The following is a 20,132-nucleotide window of genomic DNA, read 5'->3' as shown; positions in this document are numbered from 1 at the left end:
GAAACGGGACAACAGCAGGTCTTCAGCGCCATCCGACCGACTCGCGCACGGCGGCCAACGCGAACGCCCCACGCCTACCCCGTGGAACCGGCGCAAACTGCCGCCGGTTCGACGTTTGGCGTCGCTAAGAGCGGGTAGGTCCGCGTCGGTGACGAAATACAAACGGTGCGAACCCGGTCCCGTCGCGACGGTCCTGCTTGTCGCGTTCCTGGTGGCCGGCTGCGGTAGCTACACCACCGGTGAATCGACCAACCGTGGTTCCGGATCGGAGACCACGGAGACAACAGTCGAAAACGCGTTCGTGGTGCCCCGCTATCTGCCCGGATCGTGCGCCATCCAGGTCGGGAGCACAGCGGAGCTGCGGTTCACGATCACCAACAACCGGCCGGCGGAAACCGAGCGGCTCGAGGGTATTTCGACACCAGCCGCCGAGACCGTCCGTATCACTCCGAACCCGCCTATCGAGGTGGCTGCCGGCACCTCGATGGCCGCCGGGCAACCCGTCGCACCGGGTCGTCCGTTCACGGTGACGCTCGAAGGGACCAAAGACAGCGTCCAGCCCGCGCACAACGTCGACGTGACATTCCGCTTCGAGAAATCCGGGGAACTGACCATGCTCGCGCCCGTCGAAGCCTGCCCGGCCCAGCAATGAGCAACGGCAGGCGCGATCGCATTGCCGAACCGTGGGGAACGCGAACCCCCTACGCCAAGGGCGGACAGTGGCCGAAACGCGTCGACATGTTCCTCGCTGACGAATTGGAACCCGAAAACGTCGACCGCTGGGTGCAGTCGGCCTCGGTTCTGCATTCCAACGGTGACGGGCTCGACATCGCGGTCAAGGACGGTCGGATCGTGGGTGTGCGGGGCCGCGACGACGACCGCGTCAACCACGGTCGGCTCGACCCCAAAGATTTCTACGGGTGGCAGGCCAACGCCTCGCCCGATCGGCTGAGGACACCGATGATCCGCGTCAACGGCGAACTCACCGAATGCGATTGGGACACGGCCATGGATCAGGTGGTGCGCCACAGCAAGCGGCTGCTCGACCGGTATGGGCCGTCGGCGTTCGGTTTCTACACATCGGGTCAGCTGTTTCTCGAGGAGTACTACACCCTCGGTGTCATCGCCCACGGCGCGATCGGCACCAACCACGTCGACGGCAACACCCGGTTGTGCACCGCGACGGCCGCCGAGGCGCTGAAGGAGTCGTTCGGCTGCGACGGTCAGCCAGGCTCCTACACCGAGGTCGATCACGCCGACGTCATCGCGCTCTACGGCCACAACGTCGCCGAGACCCAAACCGTGCTGTGGATGCGGATTCTGGACCGCCTCGCCGGACCGGACCCGCCGGCGATCCTGTGCGTTGATCCGCGCAGGACGCCTGTGGCCGAACACGCGACGGTGCACCTCGCCCCGCTGCCCGGTACCAACGTCGCGTTGATGAACGGGCTCCTGCACGAGATCGTGCTCAACGGCTGGGTTGACACCGATTACGTCCGGACCCACGCCGTCGGTTTCGAGGAGTTGCGCAAACGCGTCGCCGAGTTCCCGCCCGAACGTGCCGCCGAGATCTGCGGCGTGTCCGCCGACGACATCCGCTCGGCGGCACGGCTTCTGGGCACCGCGGAACGACTGCTGTCGACGGTGCTGCAGGGCTTCTACCAGTCCCATCAGGCGTCCGCCGCGGCGGTGCAGGTCAACAACATCCACATCCTGCGCGGCATGCTCGGCCAGCCCGGATGTGGGCTGCTGCAGATGAATGGCCAACCCACGGCCGAGAACACGCGCGAATGCGGTGCCGACGGCGATTTGGCCGGCTTCCGAAACTGGTCCAACGACAGCCACATCCGCGAGTTGGCCGACCTGTGGAACCTGGACATGATGCAGATTCCGCACTATGCGCCACCGACGCATGTGATGCAGATGCTTCGATACGCCGAACAGGGCACGCTGCGCCTGCTGTGGGTCAGCGCGACCAATCCGGCGGTGTCACTACCCGAGCTCCGCCGCATCCGCAGCATCCTTAGCCAGCAGCGGCTGTTTCTCGTCGTACAAGACATCTTCCCCACGGAGACGACGGAACTCGCCGACGTGGTGCTGCCCGCGGCCACGTGGGCGGAGAAGACGGGCACGTTCACCAACACCGACCGGACCGTGCACCTGTCGGAGAAAGCGGTGGATCCACCCGGTCAGGCGCGGCCCGATCTCGACATCTTCCTCGATTACGCCCGCCGCATGGGTTTTCGTGACCGCGACGGTAATCCGCTGCCGTCGTGGACCGATCCGGAGTCGGCCTTCACCGCGTGGCAGCGATGCAGCGCAGGACGCCCGTGCGATTACACCGGGCTGAGCTACGACAAGCTGCGCGGCAGCCGAGGGATTCAATGGCCCTGCAACGCAGAGAATCCCGAGGGCACCGAACGTCTGTACTCCGACGGGCGGTTCTGGGCCGACCCCGACTATTGCGAGGCCTACGGCAAGGACCTGATCACCGGTGCGCCGCTGGAGCCGACCGAGTACCGGGCGATGAACCCGCACGGGAAGGCGATCATCAAGGCGGCCGAGTATCTGCCGCCGCACGAAACTCCGAACGACGACTATCCGTTCGCATTGATCACCGGAAGGACCGTGTACCAGTTCCACACCAGGACCAAGACCGGCCGCGTACCCGAGCTTGCCGCGGCCGCTCCGGAGGTGTGGGTCGAGGTGTCCGAGGCCGATGCTCGCCGGGTCGGCATCCAAGAGGGTGATCTTGCCGACATCGAGACACCACGCGGGCGTGTGCGGGCCAAGGCGCGTATCACCGGCATCCGCACCGGCGTGCTGTTCCTGCCGTTTCACTACGGCTACTGGGACACCGAGGCAGCCGAGTGCGATCGGGCCGCCAATGAGCTGACACTGACCGACTGGGATCCGGTCTCCAAGCAGCCGATCTTCAAAACCGCGGCGGCCCGGCTGGCCGTCGCGTCGACCGGAGCGGAGTCATCATGAAACTCGGCTTGTCGCTACGTGAACTGCACCGCTCCGAACTGCGGCTGGCGCGCTCACTCGATGCGATCGCCGCGCGCCACCACAACGACCACGGCATCCATCACGTCGCCAATGACCTCACCGTCTGGTCGCGCGAACACGTCGAACTGATCGCGCAGATCGGTCCCCGCTACGGCGTCCGGTTGCGTGCGCATCCACGAACCAAGGCCGTCACCGAGACGGCCCAGCAGTGGATCAGCGACCGCCTCGGCCGCCGACCCGAGCCCGCCCTTCTGTTGTTGGCGGACTTGAGGCGGCTGCACCGGCTGGCGGCCGGAGTTTCGCTCGACTGGGAACTGCTGGCCCAGGGCGCACAAGCCGCCAAGGACGAGCGGCTGCTAGAACTCACCCAGCGGTGCCATCCGCAAGCTCTGCGGCAGATGCGGTGGGCGAATGCGATGCTCAAGGAGTTGTCGCCACAGGCGCTGGCGAACTGACCGAAGACCTGATGCGCGCGAACTATGCGCTAAGGGGTTGATCGCACGCATGTGGTGCGTGCGATCAACCCCTTAAGCACCGCTGACGCCGAACCTCGGCCAAGCGCCTACCCTCGATCAGGTGGACGCACCCGAACTCGTCGCCCTGCTGCGCAACCGGCGGATCGCGGTGCTCACCGGCGCGGGGATGTCCACCGACTCGGGAATCCCCGACTACCGCGGCCCGGACTCGCCGCCGAGCAACCCCATGACGATCCGCCAGTTCACCTCCGACCCCGTCTTCCGGCAGCGCTACTGGGCCCGCAACCACCTCGGCTGGCGCCATATGGACGCCACGCTGCCCAACGCCGGCCACCGGGCCCTGGCCGCGCTCGAGGCGGCGGGTGTGGTGTCGGCGCTGATCACCCAGAACGTCGACCTGCTGCACAGCAAGGCGGGCAGCGCCAACGTCGTCAACCTCCACGGCACCTACGCGCAGGTGATCTGCCTCGAGTGTGCGCACACGATGACGCGGGCCGCCCTGGCCGAACTGCTGGAGGCGGCCAACCCCGGGTTCGCCCAGCGGGTCGCGGAGTCGGTGGGCGGGATCGCGGTCGCTCCGGACGCCGATGCCGTCGTCGGCGAGACCACATCGTTTCGCGTCGTCAAATGCCCGCGGTGCGGCGGCATGCTCAAACCCGACATCGTCTATTTCGGCGAGAGCGTCCCGAAAGAGCGTGTGGCTCAGGCGTATTCGATGGTCGATGCGGCCGACGTCCTGCTGGTGGCCGGGTCGTCGCTGACGGTGTACTCGGGCTACCGGTTCGTGCGCCACGCCGCGGCGGCCGGAATGCCGATCGCGATCGTCAACCGCGGACCCACCCGCGGCGACGCGCTGGCGACGGTCAAGGTCGACAACGGGTGCTCCCCCATGCTGGCGTTGTTGGCCGACGAGCTGCCCGGCGTCGCGACTTCGGTGGGAATGACGGCGTGACGCAGACATCCGAGGACGCTTCGTGGCTGCGTGAGCTGATCGACCGGCATCGCCCTGATCCCGGGCCGGTCACCGGCCGGTGGGCACTGGGCATCGGCGACGTGATCGCCGAGCATTCGCTGACCCCGGACAAGCTGCGGTGGCTGGTGCGCAAGCTCAACCACTTCGGCGGCGTGGCCATCAGCGAGGACTCGGTCGAATTCGACGGGGACACCGTCGAATGGGCGCAGGTCGAAGAGGTCCGGACCCGCAGCCTGATCGAGTACCTGTTCACGGGCGGAGTGGACAAGCAGATCGACAAGCTGCCCCTGCCCTGGTTCCCGTTCCGGCGCAAGGTGCTCGGCGCGGTCTCCCGTGCGGCGCTGACGCTTCTGCTGGCCGCGGCCAAACAGCAACTCGAAGGCGGCGCGCTGGAGATTCGGATCCCGGCAGAGGTGCGCTACGACGGCCTGCTGCGCACTCGCGAACTCACGCCGGGAATGCTGGCGGCGGTGATCCTGGCCGATCCGGTGGTCCGCGAGTGCTTCGAGGCCACGGCGGAGGCCAACGACGTGACGGTGCAACCCGCCGATGACGACGTCATGGCCAGCGCCGATGAGCGCGCCGACCAGATCAAGGCGGTGCTCGAGGGGATCTCGGCGCGCATCCGATCGCTGGGCGATCACTAGCGCACCGACTCAGACGGCCACCAGGTCGTCGGCGTGCACGGCGGGTCGGCGCAGCTCCGGAGCCAGATCCGACGTCGAGCGGCCCAACATTGTGGTCAGCTCGCCGCGGTCGTAGGCGACGACGCCGCGCGCCACCATCGTCCCGTCCTGGGCGCGCAACTCCACGACGTCGCCGCCGTAGAAGCGCCCCGACACCGCGGTGATACCGGCGGGCAGCAGCGAGCGTCGCTGCGTGACCACCGCGCGCACCGCTCCGTCGTCGAGCGTCAGCGCACCTGCGGCCTCGGCGGCGTAGCGCACCCAGAACCGGCGCGCCGACATCCGCTCGGGCCGCGGCGCGAACACCGTGCCGACGGACGCGTCGGCCAGCGCGGTCGCCGCATCCGAGGCCGCCGCCAACAACACCGGTACCCCCGCGTCGGCGGCCAACAACGCCGACGACAGCTTCGAGGCCATCCCGCCGGTACCCAGATGGCTGCCCGTGCCGGCCACCACGCCGTCGAGGTCGTCGGGCCCCGCGACCTCGGAGATCAAGCGCGCCCCGCCTGTTTCGCGCGCTTTTCGCGGATCCGAGTCGTACAGACCGTCGATGTCGGACAGCAGGATCAGCGCATCGGCCCCGACGAGGTGCGCGACCAGCGCCGAAAGTCGGTCGTTGTCGCCGAACCGGATCTCGTTGGTGGCCACGGTGTCGTTCTCGTTGACGATCGCCACCGCGTGCAGCGCCCGCAACCGGTCGAGCGTGCGCTGGGCGTTGGTGTGCTGCACCCGCATCGAGATGTCGTGCGCGGTCAGCAGCACCTGGCCCACGGTGCGGTCATAGCGCGCGAAGGCCGCGCTCCACGCGTTGACCAGTGCGACCTGACCGACGCTGGCGGCCGCCTGTTTGGTGGCCAGGTCGGCGGGACGTCTGTTCAGCCGCAGCGGTTCGATGCCCGCCGCGATCGCTCCCGACGACACGATCACCACGTCCGAGCCGGCCCGCATCCGGCCCTCGATGGCCTCGACCAGCACCGCGAGCCTGCTGGCGTCGAACACCCCCGCCGGTGTGGTCAGCGCGGTGGTGCCGATTTTCACGACGATGCTGCGCGCGGTGCGGACCGCTTCCCGGTGCGCGGAGTCCGCTGCGCGCGGCGAAGCCGTCATGATTCGCCGCCGGGGCGCCGCCGTTCCCGCCGCGCGGCCTTGCGTTCGGCGGCCCCGACACGATCGGTCTGCTCGAGGCGCTGATCCGTGCCGCGACCCGACATCGGCACGTCGACCCCGGCCGGTGTCTGTGGCTCCCAGTCGAAGGTGACTTCACCGATCGTCACCGCGCATCCGGGCCGTGCGCCCAGCTTCAACAGCTCATCCTCGACACCCAGGCGCGCCAGCCGGTCACCGAGGTAGCCGACCGCCTCGTCGTTGTCGAAATCGGTTTGGGCGACCCAGCGTTCGGGCCGGACGCCGTGTACGACGAAGCCGCCGTGTCCGTCCGGCTCGACGGTGAAACCGCTCTCGTCCACGGGGACGGGACGGATGACGGGTCGACGCGGCACCACCGGCGGTTGCGCATCGCGGTAGGCCGACACCATCTCCCACAGCGCGAACGTCAACGGCCGCAACCCTTCCCGGGTCACGGTGGACACCTCGAAGACGGGCCAGCCGTAGCGGCGCCCGATCTCCTCGCGGACGAATTCGGCCAATTCGCGGGCATCGGGCACGTCGATCTTGTTCAACACCACCGCACGCGGACGTTCGGCGAGGTCACCCAGCGTCGAATCGCCTTGCAGCGTCGGGGTGTACGCGGCGAGCTCGGCTTCCAGCGCGTCGATGTCGGAGACGGGATCGCGCCCGGGTTCCATCGTCGCGCAGTCGACCACGTGCACCAGCACCGCGCAGCGTTCGATGTGTCGCAGGAAGTCCAGTCCCAGCCCACGCCCCTGTGAGGCGCCGGGGATGAGGCCGGGCACGTCGGCGACGGTGAAGGTGTTGCCGCCCGCGGACACCACGCCGAGGTTGGGCGCCAGCGTCGTGAACGGATAGTCGGCGATCTTGGGTTTGGCCGCCGAGATCACCGACACCAGGGAGGACTTGCCCGCGGAGGGGAAGCCGACAAGTCCGACGTCGGCGACGGTCTTGAGTTCCAGCGTCAGGTCGCGGACCTGACCCTTCTCCCCGAGCAGCGCGAAGCCCGGCGCCTTGCGTGCGCGCGATGCCAGCGCGGCGTTGCCCAGGCCTCCGCGGCCACCGGCGGCCGCTTCGAAGCGGGTGCCCGCGCCGACGAGGTCGGCGAGCAGACGGCCGTCCTCGTCGAGCACGACCGTGCCGTCGGGAACCTTGACCTCGAGGTCGGCGCCCGCTGCCCCGTCCCGGTTGCCGCCGGCACCCTGCTTGCCCGAGGGCGCGACGACGTGGGGATGGAAGTGGAAATCGAGCAGCGTGTGCACCTGCGGGTCGACGACGAAAATCACGCTGCCGCCTCGGCCCCCGTTACCGCCGTCGGGGCCGCCGAGGGGTTTGAACTTCTCACGGTGGACCGAGGCGCAACCGTTGCCGCCGTTGCCGGCCCGCGCATGGATGACGACGCGGTCGACGAAGCGAGGCATCGGTCCTTCCTTTCCGTGAGGTGTGAGCTACTGCCAGCTTCAGCCGGGAAGTCGCAGCAGCATCACATTCGCGGCAGGAAGTCAGGCCTCCTGCGGCGCCGGTCGAACGACGCTGACGGTCTTGCGACCGCGCTTGGAGCCGAACTCGACGGCACCGGGGGCGGTGGCGAACAGGGTGTCGTCACCGCCGCGGCCGACGTTGGTGCCGGGATGGAAATGGGTACCGCGCTGCCGCACCAGGATTTCGCCGGCCTTGACGATCTGGCCGCCGAACCGCTTGACCCCGAGCCGCTGCGCGGCGGAGTCGCGACCGTTACGCGAGCTGGAAGCGCCCTTCTTGTGTGCCATGTCTGGTTCCTCTACTTGATCCCGGTGACCTTGAGGACGGTCAGCTGCTGACGGTGACCCTGCCGCTTGTGGTAGCCGGTCTTGTTCTTGAACTTGTGGATGCGGATCTTCGGGCCCTTGGTGTGCTCGAGGATCTCACCGGTGACGGCGACCTTCTCCAGCGACTTGGCGTCGGAGGTCACCTTCGACCCGTCGACGACGAGGGCCACGGGCAACGAGACGCTGGCGCCGGGCTCGGACTCGAGCTTCTCGACCTTCACCACGTCGCCGACGGCGACCTTGTACTGCTTGCCGCCGGTCTTGACGATTGCGTACGTGGCCATCGTGCTTGCTACTCCTACGTCGTTCACTGGGCGCGCGCGATTTCCCGCTGCGCTGGTCTGGGTTTGCGACTGTCGCCGACTCGCATGGTCCAGCCTGGCGACAACTGCTCAAGGCTACTTGAGCCGCCGCATGAGGGTCAAATCACCGCAGGTCACGGCTCGTGGGCGCCCGGCCACCAGCTCAACCCTCGCGGCGCGGTGGGCCCGCAGGTCGCGCGGCCGCGCGGCGCCGGTGCCGCCCTCCGGAGACGGCCGCGGATCCGACGCCCCTGGTGTCGTAGTCATCGGACTCGTCGTCCTCGTCTGAATCCCCGTCGTCCGAGTCTTCATCCTCGTCGTCATCGGAGTCGTCGGCGCCGATGACCTCGATGTCGTCGTCGATGTCGTCTTCGTCGTCGTCGGAATCCAGGTCGATTTCGTCTTCGTCCTCATCGGAATCCTCGTCGGACTCGTCGTCCTCATCGGAATCCTCGTCGAAGTCCTCGTCCTCGAGGTCTTCGATATCGTCCTCGCCCGACTCGATCACCGCGGTCCGGATGGCCTCCGAGTGAGCTTCCGCTTCGGTCTCGGCGGCCTCCTCCGGCTTCTGCTCCCCGCGCTGGTCGTCGGTGGTTTCGTCCTCGTCTGCGTCGTGGCGACCGTTGGCGGCCGCCATCGCCTTGAACATCGGGTGCTCGCCCGCGGGATGCGGCGGGACCTTGGCCACGGCGACGTCGTCGGACTTGCCGCCGCGCTTGCCGCGTTTACCGCGCCGGCCGCCGGTGTCGGACTTGCGCCCGCTGCTCGAGGTCGAGTCGACCGGGTCGCCGTGCAACACGATCCCCCGTCCGGCGCAGTGGGTACACGGCGTCGAGAACGCCTCCACCAGACCGGTGCCGAGCCGTTTGCGCGTCAACTGGACCAGGCCCAGCGAGGTCACCTCGGAGACCTGATGGCGGGTCCGGTCGCGGGCCAGCGCCTCGGTCAGCCGCCGCAGCACCAGGTCGCGGTTGGACTCGAGCACCATGTCGATGAAGTCGATCACCACGATGCCGCCGATGTCGCGCAGCCTGAGCTGACGCACGATCTCCTCGGCCGCCTCGAGGTTGTTGCGGGTGACGGTCTGCTCGAGGTTGCCGCCCGACCCGGTGAACTTGCCGGTGTTCACGTCGACGACGGTCATGGCCTCGGTGCGGTCGATGACGAGCGTGCCGCCCGACGGCAGCCACACCTTGCGGTCCATCGCCTTGGTCAGCTGCTCGTCGATGCGGTGCACCGCGAACACGTCGGGACCGTCGGGGGAAGCGGGCTCGTACTTCGTCAACCGCGGAAGGAGTTCGGGCGCAACCGAATTCACATAGTCGTTGATGGTCTTCCAGGCGTCGTCACCGGAGACCGTCAACCCCGTGAAGTCCTCGTTGAACAGGTCGCGGATCACCTTGACCAACACATCGGGTTCCTCGTAGAGCGCGACTGCCGCACCGGCCTTCTTGGCGGTGATGTCGGCGGCTTTGGCCTCGATCTCGGACCAGCGTTTGGCGAGGCGTTCGACGTCGTTGCGGATGTCTTCTTCTTTGACGCCCTCGGACGCGGTGCGGATGATCACCCCGGCGTCGGGCGGAACGACCTCACGCAGGATCTCCTTGAGACGCTGCCGCTCCGTGTCGGGAAGTTTGCGGCTGATGCCGGTCGACGAGGCGCCGGGCACGTAGACCAGGTACCGGCCCGCCAGCGACACCTGCGTCGTCAACCGGGCGCCCTTGTGCCCGACGGGGTCCTTGCTGACCTGGACGACGACGTAGTCGCCCGGCTTGAGCGCCTGTTCGATCTTGCGCGATGCGCCGCCGAGTCCGGCGGCTTCCCAGTTGACCTCGCCGGCGTAGAGGACACCGTTGCGCCCGCGGCCGATGTCGACGAAGGCCGCCTCCATCGAGGGCAGCACGTTCTGCACGATGCCGAGGTAGATGTTGCCGACCAGGGAGGCAGACGCCGCCGAGGTCACGAAGTGCTCGACGACGACGCCGTCCTCGAGCACCGCGATCTGGGTGTAGCGGGCACCCTCGTGCGGAGGTTCGGTGCGGACCTTGTCGCGGACCACCATCATCCGTTCGACGGCCTCGCGCCTGGCCAGGAATTCGGCCTCGCTCAGGATGGGCGGGCGGCGCCTGCCGGCGTCTCGGCCGTCGCGCCTGCGTTGCCGTTTGGCCTCCAGCCGGGTCGACCCGCTGATGCCCTGGATCTCGCTGTCACCGCTGCCGGACTTGTCGTTCCTGGTCGACTTCCGCGGTTCGCGCTCGTGCACGACGGTGTTGGGCGGGTCGTCCGGCGAGGCCGCGTCGCTGTCGTCCCCCGATCCCGACTTGCGACGACGGCGGCGACGACGACGGCGGGTGGCGCCATCGGTGCCGATGCTCTCGTCGTCGCCGCTGTCCTCGTCGGAGTCGTCCGACTCGTCGCCGTCCTGGTCGCCGCCCTGAGAACCGCCCTGACTGGCGTCGCCGTCGCTGTCGTCACCGTTCTGCTCACCGCGGCCGCGGCCCCGACCGCGCCTGCCGCGGCGGCGACGGCGACCGGAGGGACGCTCGGACTGGTCGTCCTCGCCGTCCTGGCCGTCGTCATCGTCGTCGTCGTCGTTGTCGTCATCATCGTCGTCATCGTCGTACTCGAATCGGACCGGCTGCGGCGCGACGAACAACGGCATGTATTCGGCGCGCTCCGGCGCCTCCTCGGGGGTCTCCAGAATCAGCCGGGACTCCGGCTCGTCTCCGTTGCTCGGTTCCGCGGCATCTGCGGGTTGGGCGGCGCCGTTCGGGTCGCCGGCGGCATCCGCGGCTTGAGGCGTCTGCGCTGTGTCGGCACCGTCGGCGAGCGCTTCACGCACGCGCTGCGCCTCGTCCTGCGCGACCGCCGATTCGGCGGTGCGAGGGCGGCCGTCCAACTCGGTCAGCGCCTGAAGAACCCGCTCGTTGGTGGTGCCTAGCACCTGGGCGAGCGAATCGACCCTCAACGATTCGGGCTGAGAGTCCTGCGCTTCTCGCGTGTCTTCAGATAGGTCTTCGGTTGGGGCATCTTCGGCCACGTAGTCTCCTTAAGCCCCCGGGCGCGTCATGTTTGACGCGGCCACGCGAGGGCTTCCGCTATGGACCCGGGTGAGTCGCCCGAGCTTGTTGTGGTCTCGCTCCGAGGGGCCCACTGGGGACCATCCCGGTGCCGGTCTGAATGATGGCTGGACGGTCGGCGCCGCATCACGCGTGGCGATGGTCGCGCACGTCTAAGTCTTCATTCGGGTGTCCGGTCCCGGTTGGCGGCCGGTCACCCGAGTCGAGTATCCCACATCACGACGCCCCGCCCGACCAGGCTGGGCGAGACAGGTCAGGAAACCCCTTACTTGCTGGGGAACCAGAGATCGATCTCGCGCGCGGCGGACTCCGCGGAATCCGAGCCGTGGACGAGGTTGTCCTGGGTGATCAGGGCCAGGTCACCGCGGATGGTGCCCGGGGCGGCCTTCTCCACGGGGTCGGTTCCGCCGGCGATCTGGCGGAACGCCGCGATTGCACGTGGACCCTCCAGGACCGCCGCCACAACCGGGCCCGATGTGATGAACGCGAGCAGGGAATCGAAGAACGGCTTGCCCTCGTGCTCGGCGTAATGCCTGCGGGCCAGCTCGTCGCTGACGGTCACCAGCTTCAGCTCGGCGATCGCCAGCCCTTTGCGTTCGACCCGGGAGAGAATCTCACCGACAAGACGCCGCTTGACGCCGTCGGGCTTGACCAACACGAGGGTCCGTTCAATCGGCTCAGTCACGGCCGACAGAATAGCCGCCGAAATTGACTATTCCGGCGGACGCTGTTGACCAGGCAGAAGTCCCCGCTTCTGGCGGCGCAGCACCTCGGCGCGCAGACGGGCGATGAGCAGCCACACCACCAGGAAGATCACCCCGACGAACGCGATCGCCCTGTCGAGGACGACGCCCGCGATCAACACGACCTGCAGGCCCACGTTCACCCAGATCGCCCACGGTCTGCCCTGCACTCCGGCCAACAGCACCAGGACCACCGCCATCCCGATCAGGAAGCCGCCGGTGGCCGCGGTCAGCCCGCCCCCGATGTTGGCCACTACCGGCAGTGCCAGCAGCACGACGATGGCTTCGAGGATCAGCGTGCCGGCCATCACCCCGCGGAAGCTCTTCCAGGGATCGGGCTGCTGCCCGGGCGCCGGCTCGGTCATTGCGGATCCTTTCCGAACAGCGTGCGTGCCGCTCCCGCGGTGACGACCGAGCCGGTGATCACGATCCCCGCGCCGCCCAACAGCTCACCCTCGATCGCCGACTCCTCGACGATCGCGGTGGCGGTCTCGATCGCGTCGGGCAGTGTCGCCGCGGTGGCCACCCGTTCGGGGCCGAATCTCTGCTCGGCCAGCAGCGCCAACGCCTCCACGTCGAGCGCGCGCGGTGATCCGTTGTGGGTGACGACGACCTGGTCGAACACCGGTTCCAGGGCGGCCAGGATGCCGTCGACGTCTTTGTCACCCATGACCGAGACGACGCCGACCAGAAAGCGGAAGTCGAACTCCTCCTGCAGCGCCTGCGCCAACGCCGCGGCCCCCGCCGGGTTGTGCGCGGCGTCGATGAAAACCGTTGGCGCGCTGCGCATTCTCTCCAGGCGGCCGGGACTCGTCACCGCGGCGAAGCCCGCCCGCACCGCGTCGATGTCCAGCTGGCGCTGCGCCCCCGCCCCGAAGAACGCCTCGACGGCCGCCAGCGCCAGCGCGGCGTTGTGCGCCTGGTGTTCTCCGTGCAGCGGCAGGAAGATCTCCGAGTAGAGGCCGCCGAGCCCCTGCAGTTCGAGCAATTGCCCGCCCACGGCGACCTGCCTGCCGAGCACCGCGAACTCCGAGTCCTCACGCGCGACCGCGGCGTCGGCGCGCACGGCCTGGGCCAGCAGCGCTTCCATCGCCTCGGGCGCCTGCCTGCCGATGATCGCGACCGTATCGGTCGGCACCAGGTCGTCTTCCTGTTTGCCGATGATCCCGGCCTTCTCCGCGGCGATCTCGGCGAGGGTGTCGCCCAGGTACTCGGCGTGGTCCACCCCGATCGGGGTGATCACCGTGACGGGTGCGTTCACCACGTTGGTGGCGTCCCAGCGACCGCCGAGGCCGACCTCGACCACGGCGACGTCGATCGGCGCGTCGGCGAAGGCGGCGAACGCCATCGCGGTCACCACCTCGAACTTGCTCATGGCGGGGCCGGCCTTTCCGAGAACGCCGGCCTCGGACTGCTGGTCGACCAGCTGCACGAACGGCTCGATCTCGCGATAGGTGTCGACGTAGGTCGCGGGGCTGATCGGCTTGCCGTCGATCGAGATGCGCTCGACGGCCGATTGCAGGTGCGGGCTGGTGGTGCGGCCGGTGCGACGGTGCAGCGCGGTCAACAGCGCATCGACCATCCGCGCGACCGAGGTCTTGCCGTTGGTGCCCGCGATGTGGATCGACGGGTACCCGCGCTGCGGCGAGCCGAGCAGTTCCAACAGCGCCGAGATGCGCGCGGTGCTGGGATCGAGTTTCGTTTCTGGCCAACGTTGGTCGAGTAGGTGCTCGACTTGCAGAAGCGCCGCGATCTCATCCGGTGAGGGTTCGCGATCCGGAGGTGGGCGCCCGGGCGACTCCGGGTCGAGATACGGCCGGTCGTCCGGCTCCGGGTCGGTCATCGCAGCGCGGCCAGCCTCGCGGTGATGCGGTCGACTTCCTCTTGGGCGATCTGCTGACGCCCACGGATCTTGTCGACGACCTCTGCAGGCGCCTTCGCCAAGAACGCCTCGTTTCCGAGTTTCCCTGTGGTGCCGGCCAATTCCTTCTGTGCCGCCGCGAGGTCCTTCTCCAGCCGGCGCCGTTCGGCGGCGACGTCCACGGTGCCCGAGGTGTCGACCTCGACGGTCACGGTGCCACCCGACAGCCGCACCTCGATGGCCGCGGTCGGGGCGAAGCCGTCGCCGTCGGTGGTCAGCCAGGCCAGCGCGCGCACCGCGGGCACCTGCGCCTGCAGGTCCGCGCCGGCGATGTCCGACAATCGCGCAGGCACCTTCTGGCGGTCGTTGAGTCCCTGATCGCTGCGGAAACGACGCACCTCGGTGATCAGCCTCTGCATATCGGCGACCCGTTGCGCGGCAACAGGATCGAGTGCGAAGCCCGAAGGCGTGGGCCAGTCGGCGATCACCAGCGACTCACCCCCGGTCAGCGTCTTCCACAACACCTCGGTGACGAACGGCATCACCGGATGCAGCAGCTTCAGAAGCGTGTCGAGCACCGCGGCCAGCACGGCCGTCGTGTGCGTGATCCCCTCGGCGAGCTGCACCTTGGCCAGCTCGACGTACCAGTCGCAGAACTCGTCCCAGGCGAAGTGGTAGAGCGACTCGCACGCACGGCTGAACTCGTAGGCGTCGAACGCCGAATCCACTTCCGTGCGAACCTGTTCCACGCGGCCCAGGATCCACCGGTCGGCGTCGGTCAGCTCGGCGGTGTCGGGCAGCGGAGCGGGCGCGGCCCCGTTCATCAACGCGAACCGGGTGGCGTTGAACAGCTTCGTGGCGAAGTTGCGTGACGCTCGGGCGTGATCCTCGCCGATGGACAGGTCACCGCCGGGGCTCGCCCCGCGGGCCAGCGTGAACCGCAGCGCGTCGGCGCCGAACATCTCCACCCAGTCCAGCGGGTCGATCCCGTTACCGCGCGACTTGCTCATCTTGCGGCCGTGCTCGTCGCGAATCAGCCCGTGCAGGAAGACGTTTTCAAAGGGAACCTGCGGACGTGACTTCTTCGCATCTCCGTCTCCGATGATCGCGGGGTCGTCGGCGACGAACGTGCCGAACATCATCATCCGCGCCACCCAGAAGAACAGGATGTCGTAGCCGGTGACCAGCACGGTCGTCGGATAGAACTTGGCGAGGTCGGGCGTGCGGTCCGGCCAGCCCATGGTGGAGAACGGCCACAACGCCGAACTGAACCACGTGTCGAGCACGTCGGGGTCCTGCTCCCAGCCCTCGGGCGGCGTCTCGTCGGGCCCGACGCAGACGGTCTCGCCGTCGGGGCCGTGCCAGATCGGGATGCGGTGGCCCCACCACAGCTGGCGCGAGATGCACCAGTCGTGCATGTTGTCCACCCACGCGAACCACCGCGGCTCGAGACTCGGCGGGTGAATGACGGTGTCGCCGTTGCGGACCGCGTCACCGGCGGCCTTGGCCAACGCCTCGACCTTGACCCACCACTGCAGCGACAGCCTGGGCTCGATCGGCTCACCGCTGCGTTCGGAGTGCCCGACGCTGTGCACGTACGGCCGCTTCTCCGCGACGATGCGGCCTTGCGACGCCAGCGCCTCGCGCACCTTGACCCGCGCCTCGAAGCGGTCCTGGCCGTCGAATTCGGTTCCGGTGCCGGCGATTCGGCCCTTGGTGTCCATGATGGACGGCATCGGTAGCTGGTGGCGCAGGCCGATCTCGAAGTCGTTCGGGTCATGGGCCGGGGTCACCTTGACGGCGCCCGTGCCGAATTCGGGGTCGACGTGCTCGTCGGCGACGATCACGATGTCGCGGTCGATGAAGGGGTGCGCCAGCGTCTTGCCGACCAGATCGCGGTAGCGCTCGTCATCGGGGTGCACGGCGATCGCCGTGTCGCCCAGCATCGTCTCCACGCGGGTGGTGGCCACGACGATGTGCGGTTCGTGATCGTCCAGTGAGCCGTACCGGAACGACACCAACTCGCCCTCGATGTCCTCGTATTTGACCTCGAGATCGGAGATCGCGGTCTCAAGCACCGGCGACCAGTTGACCAGTCGCTCGGCCTGGTAGATCAGACCCGCGTCGAAGAGTCGCTTGAAGATCGTGCGCACCGCGCGCGACAGACCCTCGTCCATGGTGAACCGTTCGCGGCTCCAGTCGACGCCGTCACCGAGGCGGCGCATCTGCGCGCCGATGGTGCCGCCGGATTGCCGCTTCCAATCCCAGACCTTGTCGATGAACAGGTCCCGGCCGAAGTCCTCTTTGGTCTTGCCGTCGACCGCGAGTTGCTTCTCGACGACCGACTGCGTGGCGATGCCGGCATGATCCATGCCCGGCAGCCACAACACCTCGAAGCCCTGCATCCGCTTGCGGCGGGTCAGCGCATCCATCAGCGTGTGGTCCAGCGCGTGGCCCATGTGCAGATTGCCGGTGACGTTCGGCGGGGGCAGCACGATCGAGTAGGCGGGCTTGCTGCTGGTGGCGTCGGCGGTGAAGTAGCCGGCCTTGACCCAGCCCTCGTAGAGATCGCTCTCCACCGCGGCCGGGTCCCAGGACTTGGGCAGGGCTTCGGCAGAGGAGCGGGGGCTGGCGGTCACCCCGCAATTCTAGGAACGCAGCGCGCGGCGTCGCTAACTGCCCCGAACAGAGCGGTTTTTCGCTTCCGACCCGGTGTGACGTGCGCTACCCCGGCAGGCGCGTCGTCTCCAGCGTCACCCCCGCTGCGGGCAACCGGGTGAGCAACACGTCGCCCATCGCCGCGGCGGGGGTGAGTACGCCGCGAAGGTCGGAGAGCTTGTCGCGGTCGAACGCCAGCGCCAATGCGCTTTCCCCCAGCAGCACCGCCGTCGCCTTGTAGCCCGGATCGCCCTTCTGCGCCATGACGGCGCGATACCGGGCGCCCGTGGCGGTCGTGGCATACGTTTCGACGGTGTAGTGGCCGCTTTCGCGGACCTTCTCGCTGGGGCCGGTGCCTGGTTTCGGCAGCACCCGCTCGATCAGCTTGCCGGGCACCCGGTCGAAGTAGCGGCTGCCCAAGGCCATCGTCGCGGCGTTACCGGCCGCGGCCACCGCCGATGCGACCGGCGCGAGCATCGACTTGCCCATGCTCATCTGTTCGCCGTACTCGAGTCGCCGCCCATAGGCGTAGTCGAGTAATGCGTTGCTGCGCCGCACGATACGGGTATTGACCGCGGCCATCACGAAAGGCGCCACCCAATAGCCGTCGAGTTCGGGTGCGATCTCTCCGCCGCGCCGCCACCGCAGATCGGGTTGGCCACCCAACTCGGGTTCGGCGGCGCGGTCCGGGGTGAGCGTGTAAGGGTCGTTCATCACCCGGCGCGCCTCGGCGTCTGACGATGCCGCCCGCATGACCTCGATCATCGAGGCGGCCGTGCCACCGGACACGCCGCCCTTGAAGGACCGCACCACCAGGTTGGTGTCGGTGAGTTCGCCCGCATCGTCGCGCTGGGCCCGCCGGTACAACGCGAACACTGTGAGATCCGAAGGCACGGAATCGAATCCGCACGAGTGCACGATGCGCGCACCGGTGTCGGCGGCCTGTTTGTGGTACTGGTCGATGCTGTCGCGGATGAACAGCGACTCCCCGGTCAGGTCCGCGTAGTCGGTGCCGGCCGCCGCGCACGCCGCGACCAGCGGCAGGCCGTACTTCGCATAGGGCCCCACCGTGGTGACCACGACGCGCGCCTGTGCGGCCATCGCGTTCAGTGTCGACGGCTGCGAGGCGTCCGCGGTGATCAGCGGCCACGAGCGGGCCGCATCACCCAGGGACTCTCGGACGGCGATCAGCTTGTCGTGCGATCGGCCGGCGAGCGCGATCCGGGCCCCCGAAGCCGTCCTGGCCAGATATTCGGCGGTGAGTTTCCCGACGAACCCGGTGGCCCCGTACACGACGATGTCGAATTCCCGCTCGGATGTCGAAGGTCGCCGGCCGTCCGGCTCCGGTGCGCTCATGGTCGCGACGCTACCCGAGCGTCTCGGGCACCTCGGTGTCCTCACCGAGCACGTGCCGGGCCAGGAACCCGATCACCACCTGGTACCAGATCTTGGCGTGTTGCGGAGTGAGCACCCAGTGGTTCTCCGACGGGAAATACAGAAACCGGTGCGGGCTGTCGCCGTCGGCATCGGCCGCCAGCGCGGAGTGGGTGAGCAACTCGTACCAGAGCCGCAGCGCCTGGCCGATCGGCACTCGGTAGTCCTTGTCGCCGTGGATGACCAGCATGGGCGTACGGATTTCGGCGACGTGGTGATGCGGCGAGTTGGCCTCCGCCATGTCGCGCGTCATCTCCCGTAGCCAGTAGTACGACGAGTCGGTGGTGGCGCCGAACTGATCGAGCGCCCAGAGGCTGGCATGGGTGACGATCGCGTCGAACCTGTCGGTGTGGCCGGCGACCCAGTTGGCCATGTAGCCACCGAACGACCCACCCATCGCCGCGGTACGCGACGCGTCGATGCGGGGATACGCGCACGCGGCATCGGTGATGGCCATCAGATCCTCGAAAGGGGCACCGCCCCAGGCGCCCCAGCCCCGCGCGATGAAGTCCTGCCCGTAACCGGTGGAGATCCCGGGATCGGGCAGCAGCACCGCATACCCGCGAGCCGCCAGCAGCCACGGATTCCACCGCCACGACCACACGTTCCAGCTGGCCAACGGACCGCCGTGGATCCACAGCAGCAGCGGCGCCTTTCCGTCACCGGCCGGGAGCACCAACCACGAACGCACCCGCGTGCCGTCGCCGGACGTCGTCTCGAGTTCGGTCAGCGTCCCCGGAAGCGGCGGCAGCGCCGCACACGGAAGCTCGGTGACACCGCCGTCGGGGTCGATGCGCACCGGGTGAGGCGGCGCCGCATAGGAGCTTCGCAACGCGAACAGCACACCGTCCGCAGCGGCAACCACATCGGAGTAGCAGTAGTCGTCGAACGTCAGCTGGGTTACCGCACCGTCGGCGAGGCCGACCCGGAAAACCGGTGCCCTGCCGTCCTGATCGGCGGTGACGATCACCGCCGAGCCGTCCCGCAGCCACGTCACCGATGCCGGCCACCGGTCCCAATCACCGGCGAGCACGCGTGGGCTCTCGCCAAACCGGGTGCATCCCAGCGTGATTCGCGGCGGCGTATCGGGTGTCGAGAACGTCTCGCGGAGGTAGACGACGGTGGTGCCGTCCGGTGAGATGGCCGGACTCCACACGTCGGCGTCGGGCTCGGCCACCACCACCGAGCGTTCGCCGGTGTCCAGGTCGATCCGCATCAGCACCGAATGGCGGGACGCACCGGGGGCGGGCCGTTGCCACGTGGTGACCAGGAACCGCCCGTCGGAACTGATGTCGAAGTCGGACTCGCGCAAGGCGCCGACCGGCGCGGCGGTCAGGTCGCGCACGTCTTCACCGCACGCGGAATCGTCGGTCAGCGCGACGGCGAGCAGGTGCGGCTCGCCCGGTCCCAGATCGGCGTCCCAGTGCCGAATCGGATAGCCGGTGTGCAGGATCGCGGTGATCTTGTTGTCCTTGCGCAGGTCTCGCAGCCGGCGGTCCTCGGCGATGGTCCGTGCCGAGGGCATCAATGGTGAGCGCACCACCGCCACGTCAGCTTCGCGGGCGGTGCGCACCGCCTCGACGCCGCCGGGCGGTGACAGCACCTGCGCCGCCTCACCGCCGGTCGCCGGAAGTCGCCACAGCGCGGCGGGTGGCGCGTCGTCGTCCGCGGTCGGGCGGACTGCGACGAACAGCAGATCGCCGTTGGCCGCGAACGCGGGGGCCGACTCGCCCTCGGTCCCCCGCGTCAGCCGGCGCGCCGGTTCGGCGCCGGTGGGGTCGAGCTCCCAGACCGCGCTGACGTATTCGGTTCTCTTGTCGTTGAGTTGAGCGACGGTGGTCACCAACCGGGTTCCGTCCGGCGACAGCGCCAGTCCCGAGACGCGGGGTAACGCCACGTACTCGTCGAGGTCGTCGAAGGGCGCGCGGGACGGGGCGTCGAGGGCCGTCGCGGTCATGCCCCCGTTGGTAG

The 20,132-nt window shown here is 68.5% G+C and carries 16 protein-coding genes; 5 read left to right on the top strand and 11 right to left on the bottom strand.

Features of this window, described 5'->3' with window-relative positions; all coding sequences use genetic code 11:
* The first annotated feature begins 148 nt into the window (after positions 1-148).
* The 5 genes from RMCN_RS01830 to RMCN_RS01810 all read left to right on the top strand — a co-directional run bounded on the left by RMCN_RS01830 (position 149) and on the right by RMCN_RS01810 (position 5,108).
* Positions 149-652 (top strand): copper chaperone PCu(A)C domain-containing protein, encoded by a 504-nt coding sequence (locus RMCN_RS01830; RefSeq protein WP_067386793.1) that lies wholly within the window; start codon positions 149-151, stop codon positions 650-652.
* A complete protein-coding gene (locus tag RMCN_RS01825) occupies positions 649-2,991 on the top strand; it encodes a molybdopterin oxidoreductase family protein (RefSeq protein ID WP_067386791.1) in 2,343 nt (780 codons plus the stop codon). The genes RMCN_RS01830 and RMCN_RS01825 overlap by 4 nt, the downstream gene beginning before the upstream one ends.
* Positions 2,988-3,467 (top strand): hypothetical protein, encoded by a 480-nt coding sequence (locus RMCN_RS01820; RefSeq protein ID WP_067386789.1) that lies wholly within the window; start codon positions 2,988-2,990, stop codon positions 3,465-3,467. Before RMCN_RS01825 ends, RMCN_RS01820 begins: the two co-directional genes overlap by 4 nt.
* Before the next feature lie 121 nt (positions 3,468-3,588).
* Positions 3,589-4,440 carry an NAD-dependent protein deacetylase gene (locus RMCN_RS01815; protein WP_067386787.1) on the top strand — a complete coding sequence of 284 codons (852 nt, stop codon included), beginning with the start codon at positions 3,589-3,591 and terminating at the stop codon, positions 4,438-4,440.
* Entirely contained in the window at positions 4,437-5,108 is a 672-nt protein-coding gene (locus RMCN_RS01810) for a hypothetical protein (RefSeq protein WP_064350412.1), read from the top strand. Before RMCN_RS01815 ends, RMCN_RS01810 begins: the two co-directional genes overlap by 4 nt.
* Positions 5,109-5,117: 9 nt before the next feature.
* Here the strand turns inward: RMCN_RS01810 and proB are convergent, their stop codons facing one another.
* From proB to RMCN_RS01755, 11 genes are all read right to left on the bottom strand, one after another.
* On the bottom strand, positions 5,118-6,254 hold the full coding sequence (gene proB / locus RMCN_RS01805) for a glutamate 5-kinase (protein WP_067386785.1): 1,137 nt from the start codon (positions 6,252-6,254) through the stop codon (positions 5,118-5,120).
* Positions 6,251-7,696, bottom strand: a complete 1,446-nt coding sequence (obgE, locus tag RMCN_RS01800) for a GTPase ObgE (protein WP_067386783.1) — start codon at positions 7,694-7,696, stop codon at positions 6,251-6,253. Before obgE ends, proB begins: the two co-directional genes overlap by 4 nt.
* Positions 7,697-7,777: 81 nt before the next feature.
* Positions 7,778-8,044 (bottom strand): 50S ribosomal protein L27, encoded by a 267-nt coding sequence (gene rpmA, locus RMCN_RS01795; RefSeq protein ID WP_064350409.1) that lies wholly within the window; start codon positions 8,042-8,044, stop codon positions 7,778-7,780.
* 11 nt (positions 8,045-8,055) lie between these two features.
* Entirely contained in the window at positions 8,056-8,367 is a 312-nt protein-coding gene (rplU, locus tag RMCN_RS01790) for a 50S ribosomal protein L21 (RefSeq protein ID WP_064350408.1), read from the bottom strand.
* Positions 8,368-8,548: 181 nt separating this feature from the next.
* Positions 8,549-11,425, bottom strand: coding sequence for a ribonuclease E (locus RMCN_RS01785; RefSeq protein WP_067386781.1), 2,877 nt, complete (start codon positions 11,423-11,425; stop codon positions 8,549-8,551).
* Between the two features lie 305 nt (positions 11,426-11,730).
* Positions 11,731-12,150 carry a nucleoside-diphosphate kinase gene (ndk, locus tag RMCN_RS01780; protein WP_201028779.1) on the bottom strand — a complete coding sequence of 140 codons (420 nt, stop codon included), beginning with the start codon at positions 12,148-12,150 and terminating at the stop codon, positions 11,731-11,733.
* 27 nt (positions 12,151-12,177) lie between these two features.
* Positions 12,178-12,573, bottom strand: a complete 396-nt coding sequence (locus RMCN_RS01775; protein ID WP_067386778.1) for a DUF4233 domain-containing protein — start codon at positions 12,571-12,573, stop codon at positions 12,178-12,180.
* Positions 12,570-14,051 (bottom strand): bifunctional tetrahydrofolate synthase/dihydrofolate synthase, encoded by a 1,482-nt coding sequence (gene folC, locus RMCN_RS01770; RefSeq protein WP_084377013.1) that lies wholly within the window; start codon positions 14,049-14,051, stop codon positions 12,570-12,572. Before folC ends, RMCN_RS01775 begins: the two co-directional genes overlap by 4 nt.
* Positions 14,048-16,708: a valine--tRNA ligase gene (locus RMCN_RS01765; RefSeq protein ID WP_067386776.1), complete on the bottom strand. Its 2,661-nt coding sequence runs from the start codon at positions 16,706-16,708 to the stop codon at positions 14,048-14,050. Before RMCN_RS01765 ends, folC begins: the two co-directional genes overlap by 4 nt.
* 85 nt (positions 16,709-16,793) lie before the next feature.
* On the bottom strand, positions 16,794-18,083 hold the full coding sequence (locus RMCN_RS01760) for a saccharopine dehydrogenase family protein (protein ID WP_067386775.1): 1,290 nt from the start codon (positions 18,081-18,083) through the stop codon (positions 16,794-16,796).
* Between the two features lie 10 nt (positions 18,084-18,093).
* Positions 18,094-20,118 (bottom strand): alpha/beta hydrolase family protein, encoded by a 2,025-nt coding sequence (locus RMCN_RS01755; protein ID WP_067386773.1) that lies wholly within the window; start codon positions 20,116-20,118, stop codon positions 18,094-18,096.
* Positions 20,119-20,132 lie beyond the last annotated feature (14 nt).

Origin of the sequence: Mycolicibacterium novocastrense, assembly GCF_001570485.1 — a bacterium.
Classification (GTDB): Bacteria; Actinomycetota; Actinomycetes; order Mycobacteriales; family Mycobacteriaceae; genus Mycobacterium; species Mycobacterium novocastrense.
The sequence above is the reverse complement of the archived record's forward strand: the minus strand, read 5'-3'. Positions and strand labels throughout refer to the sequence as shown.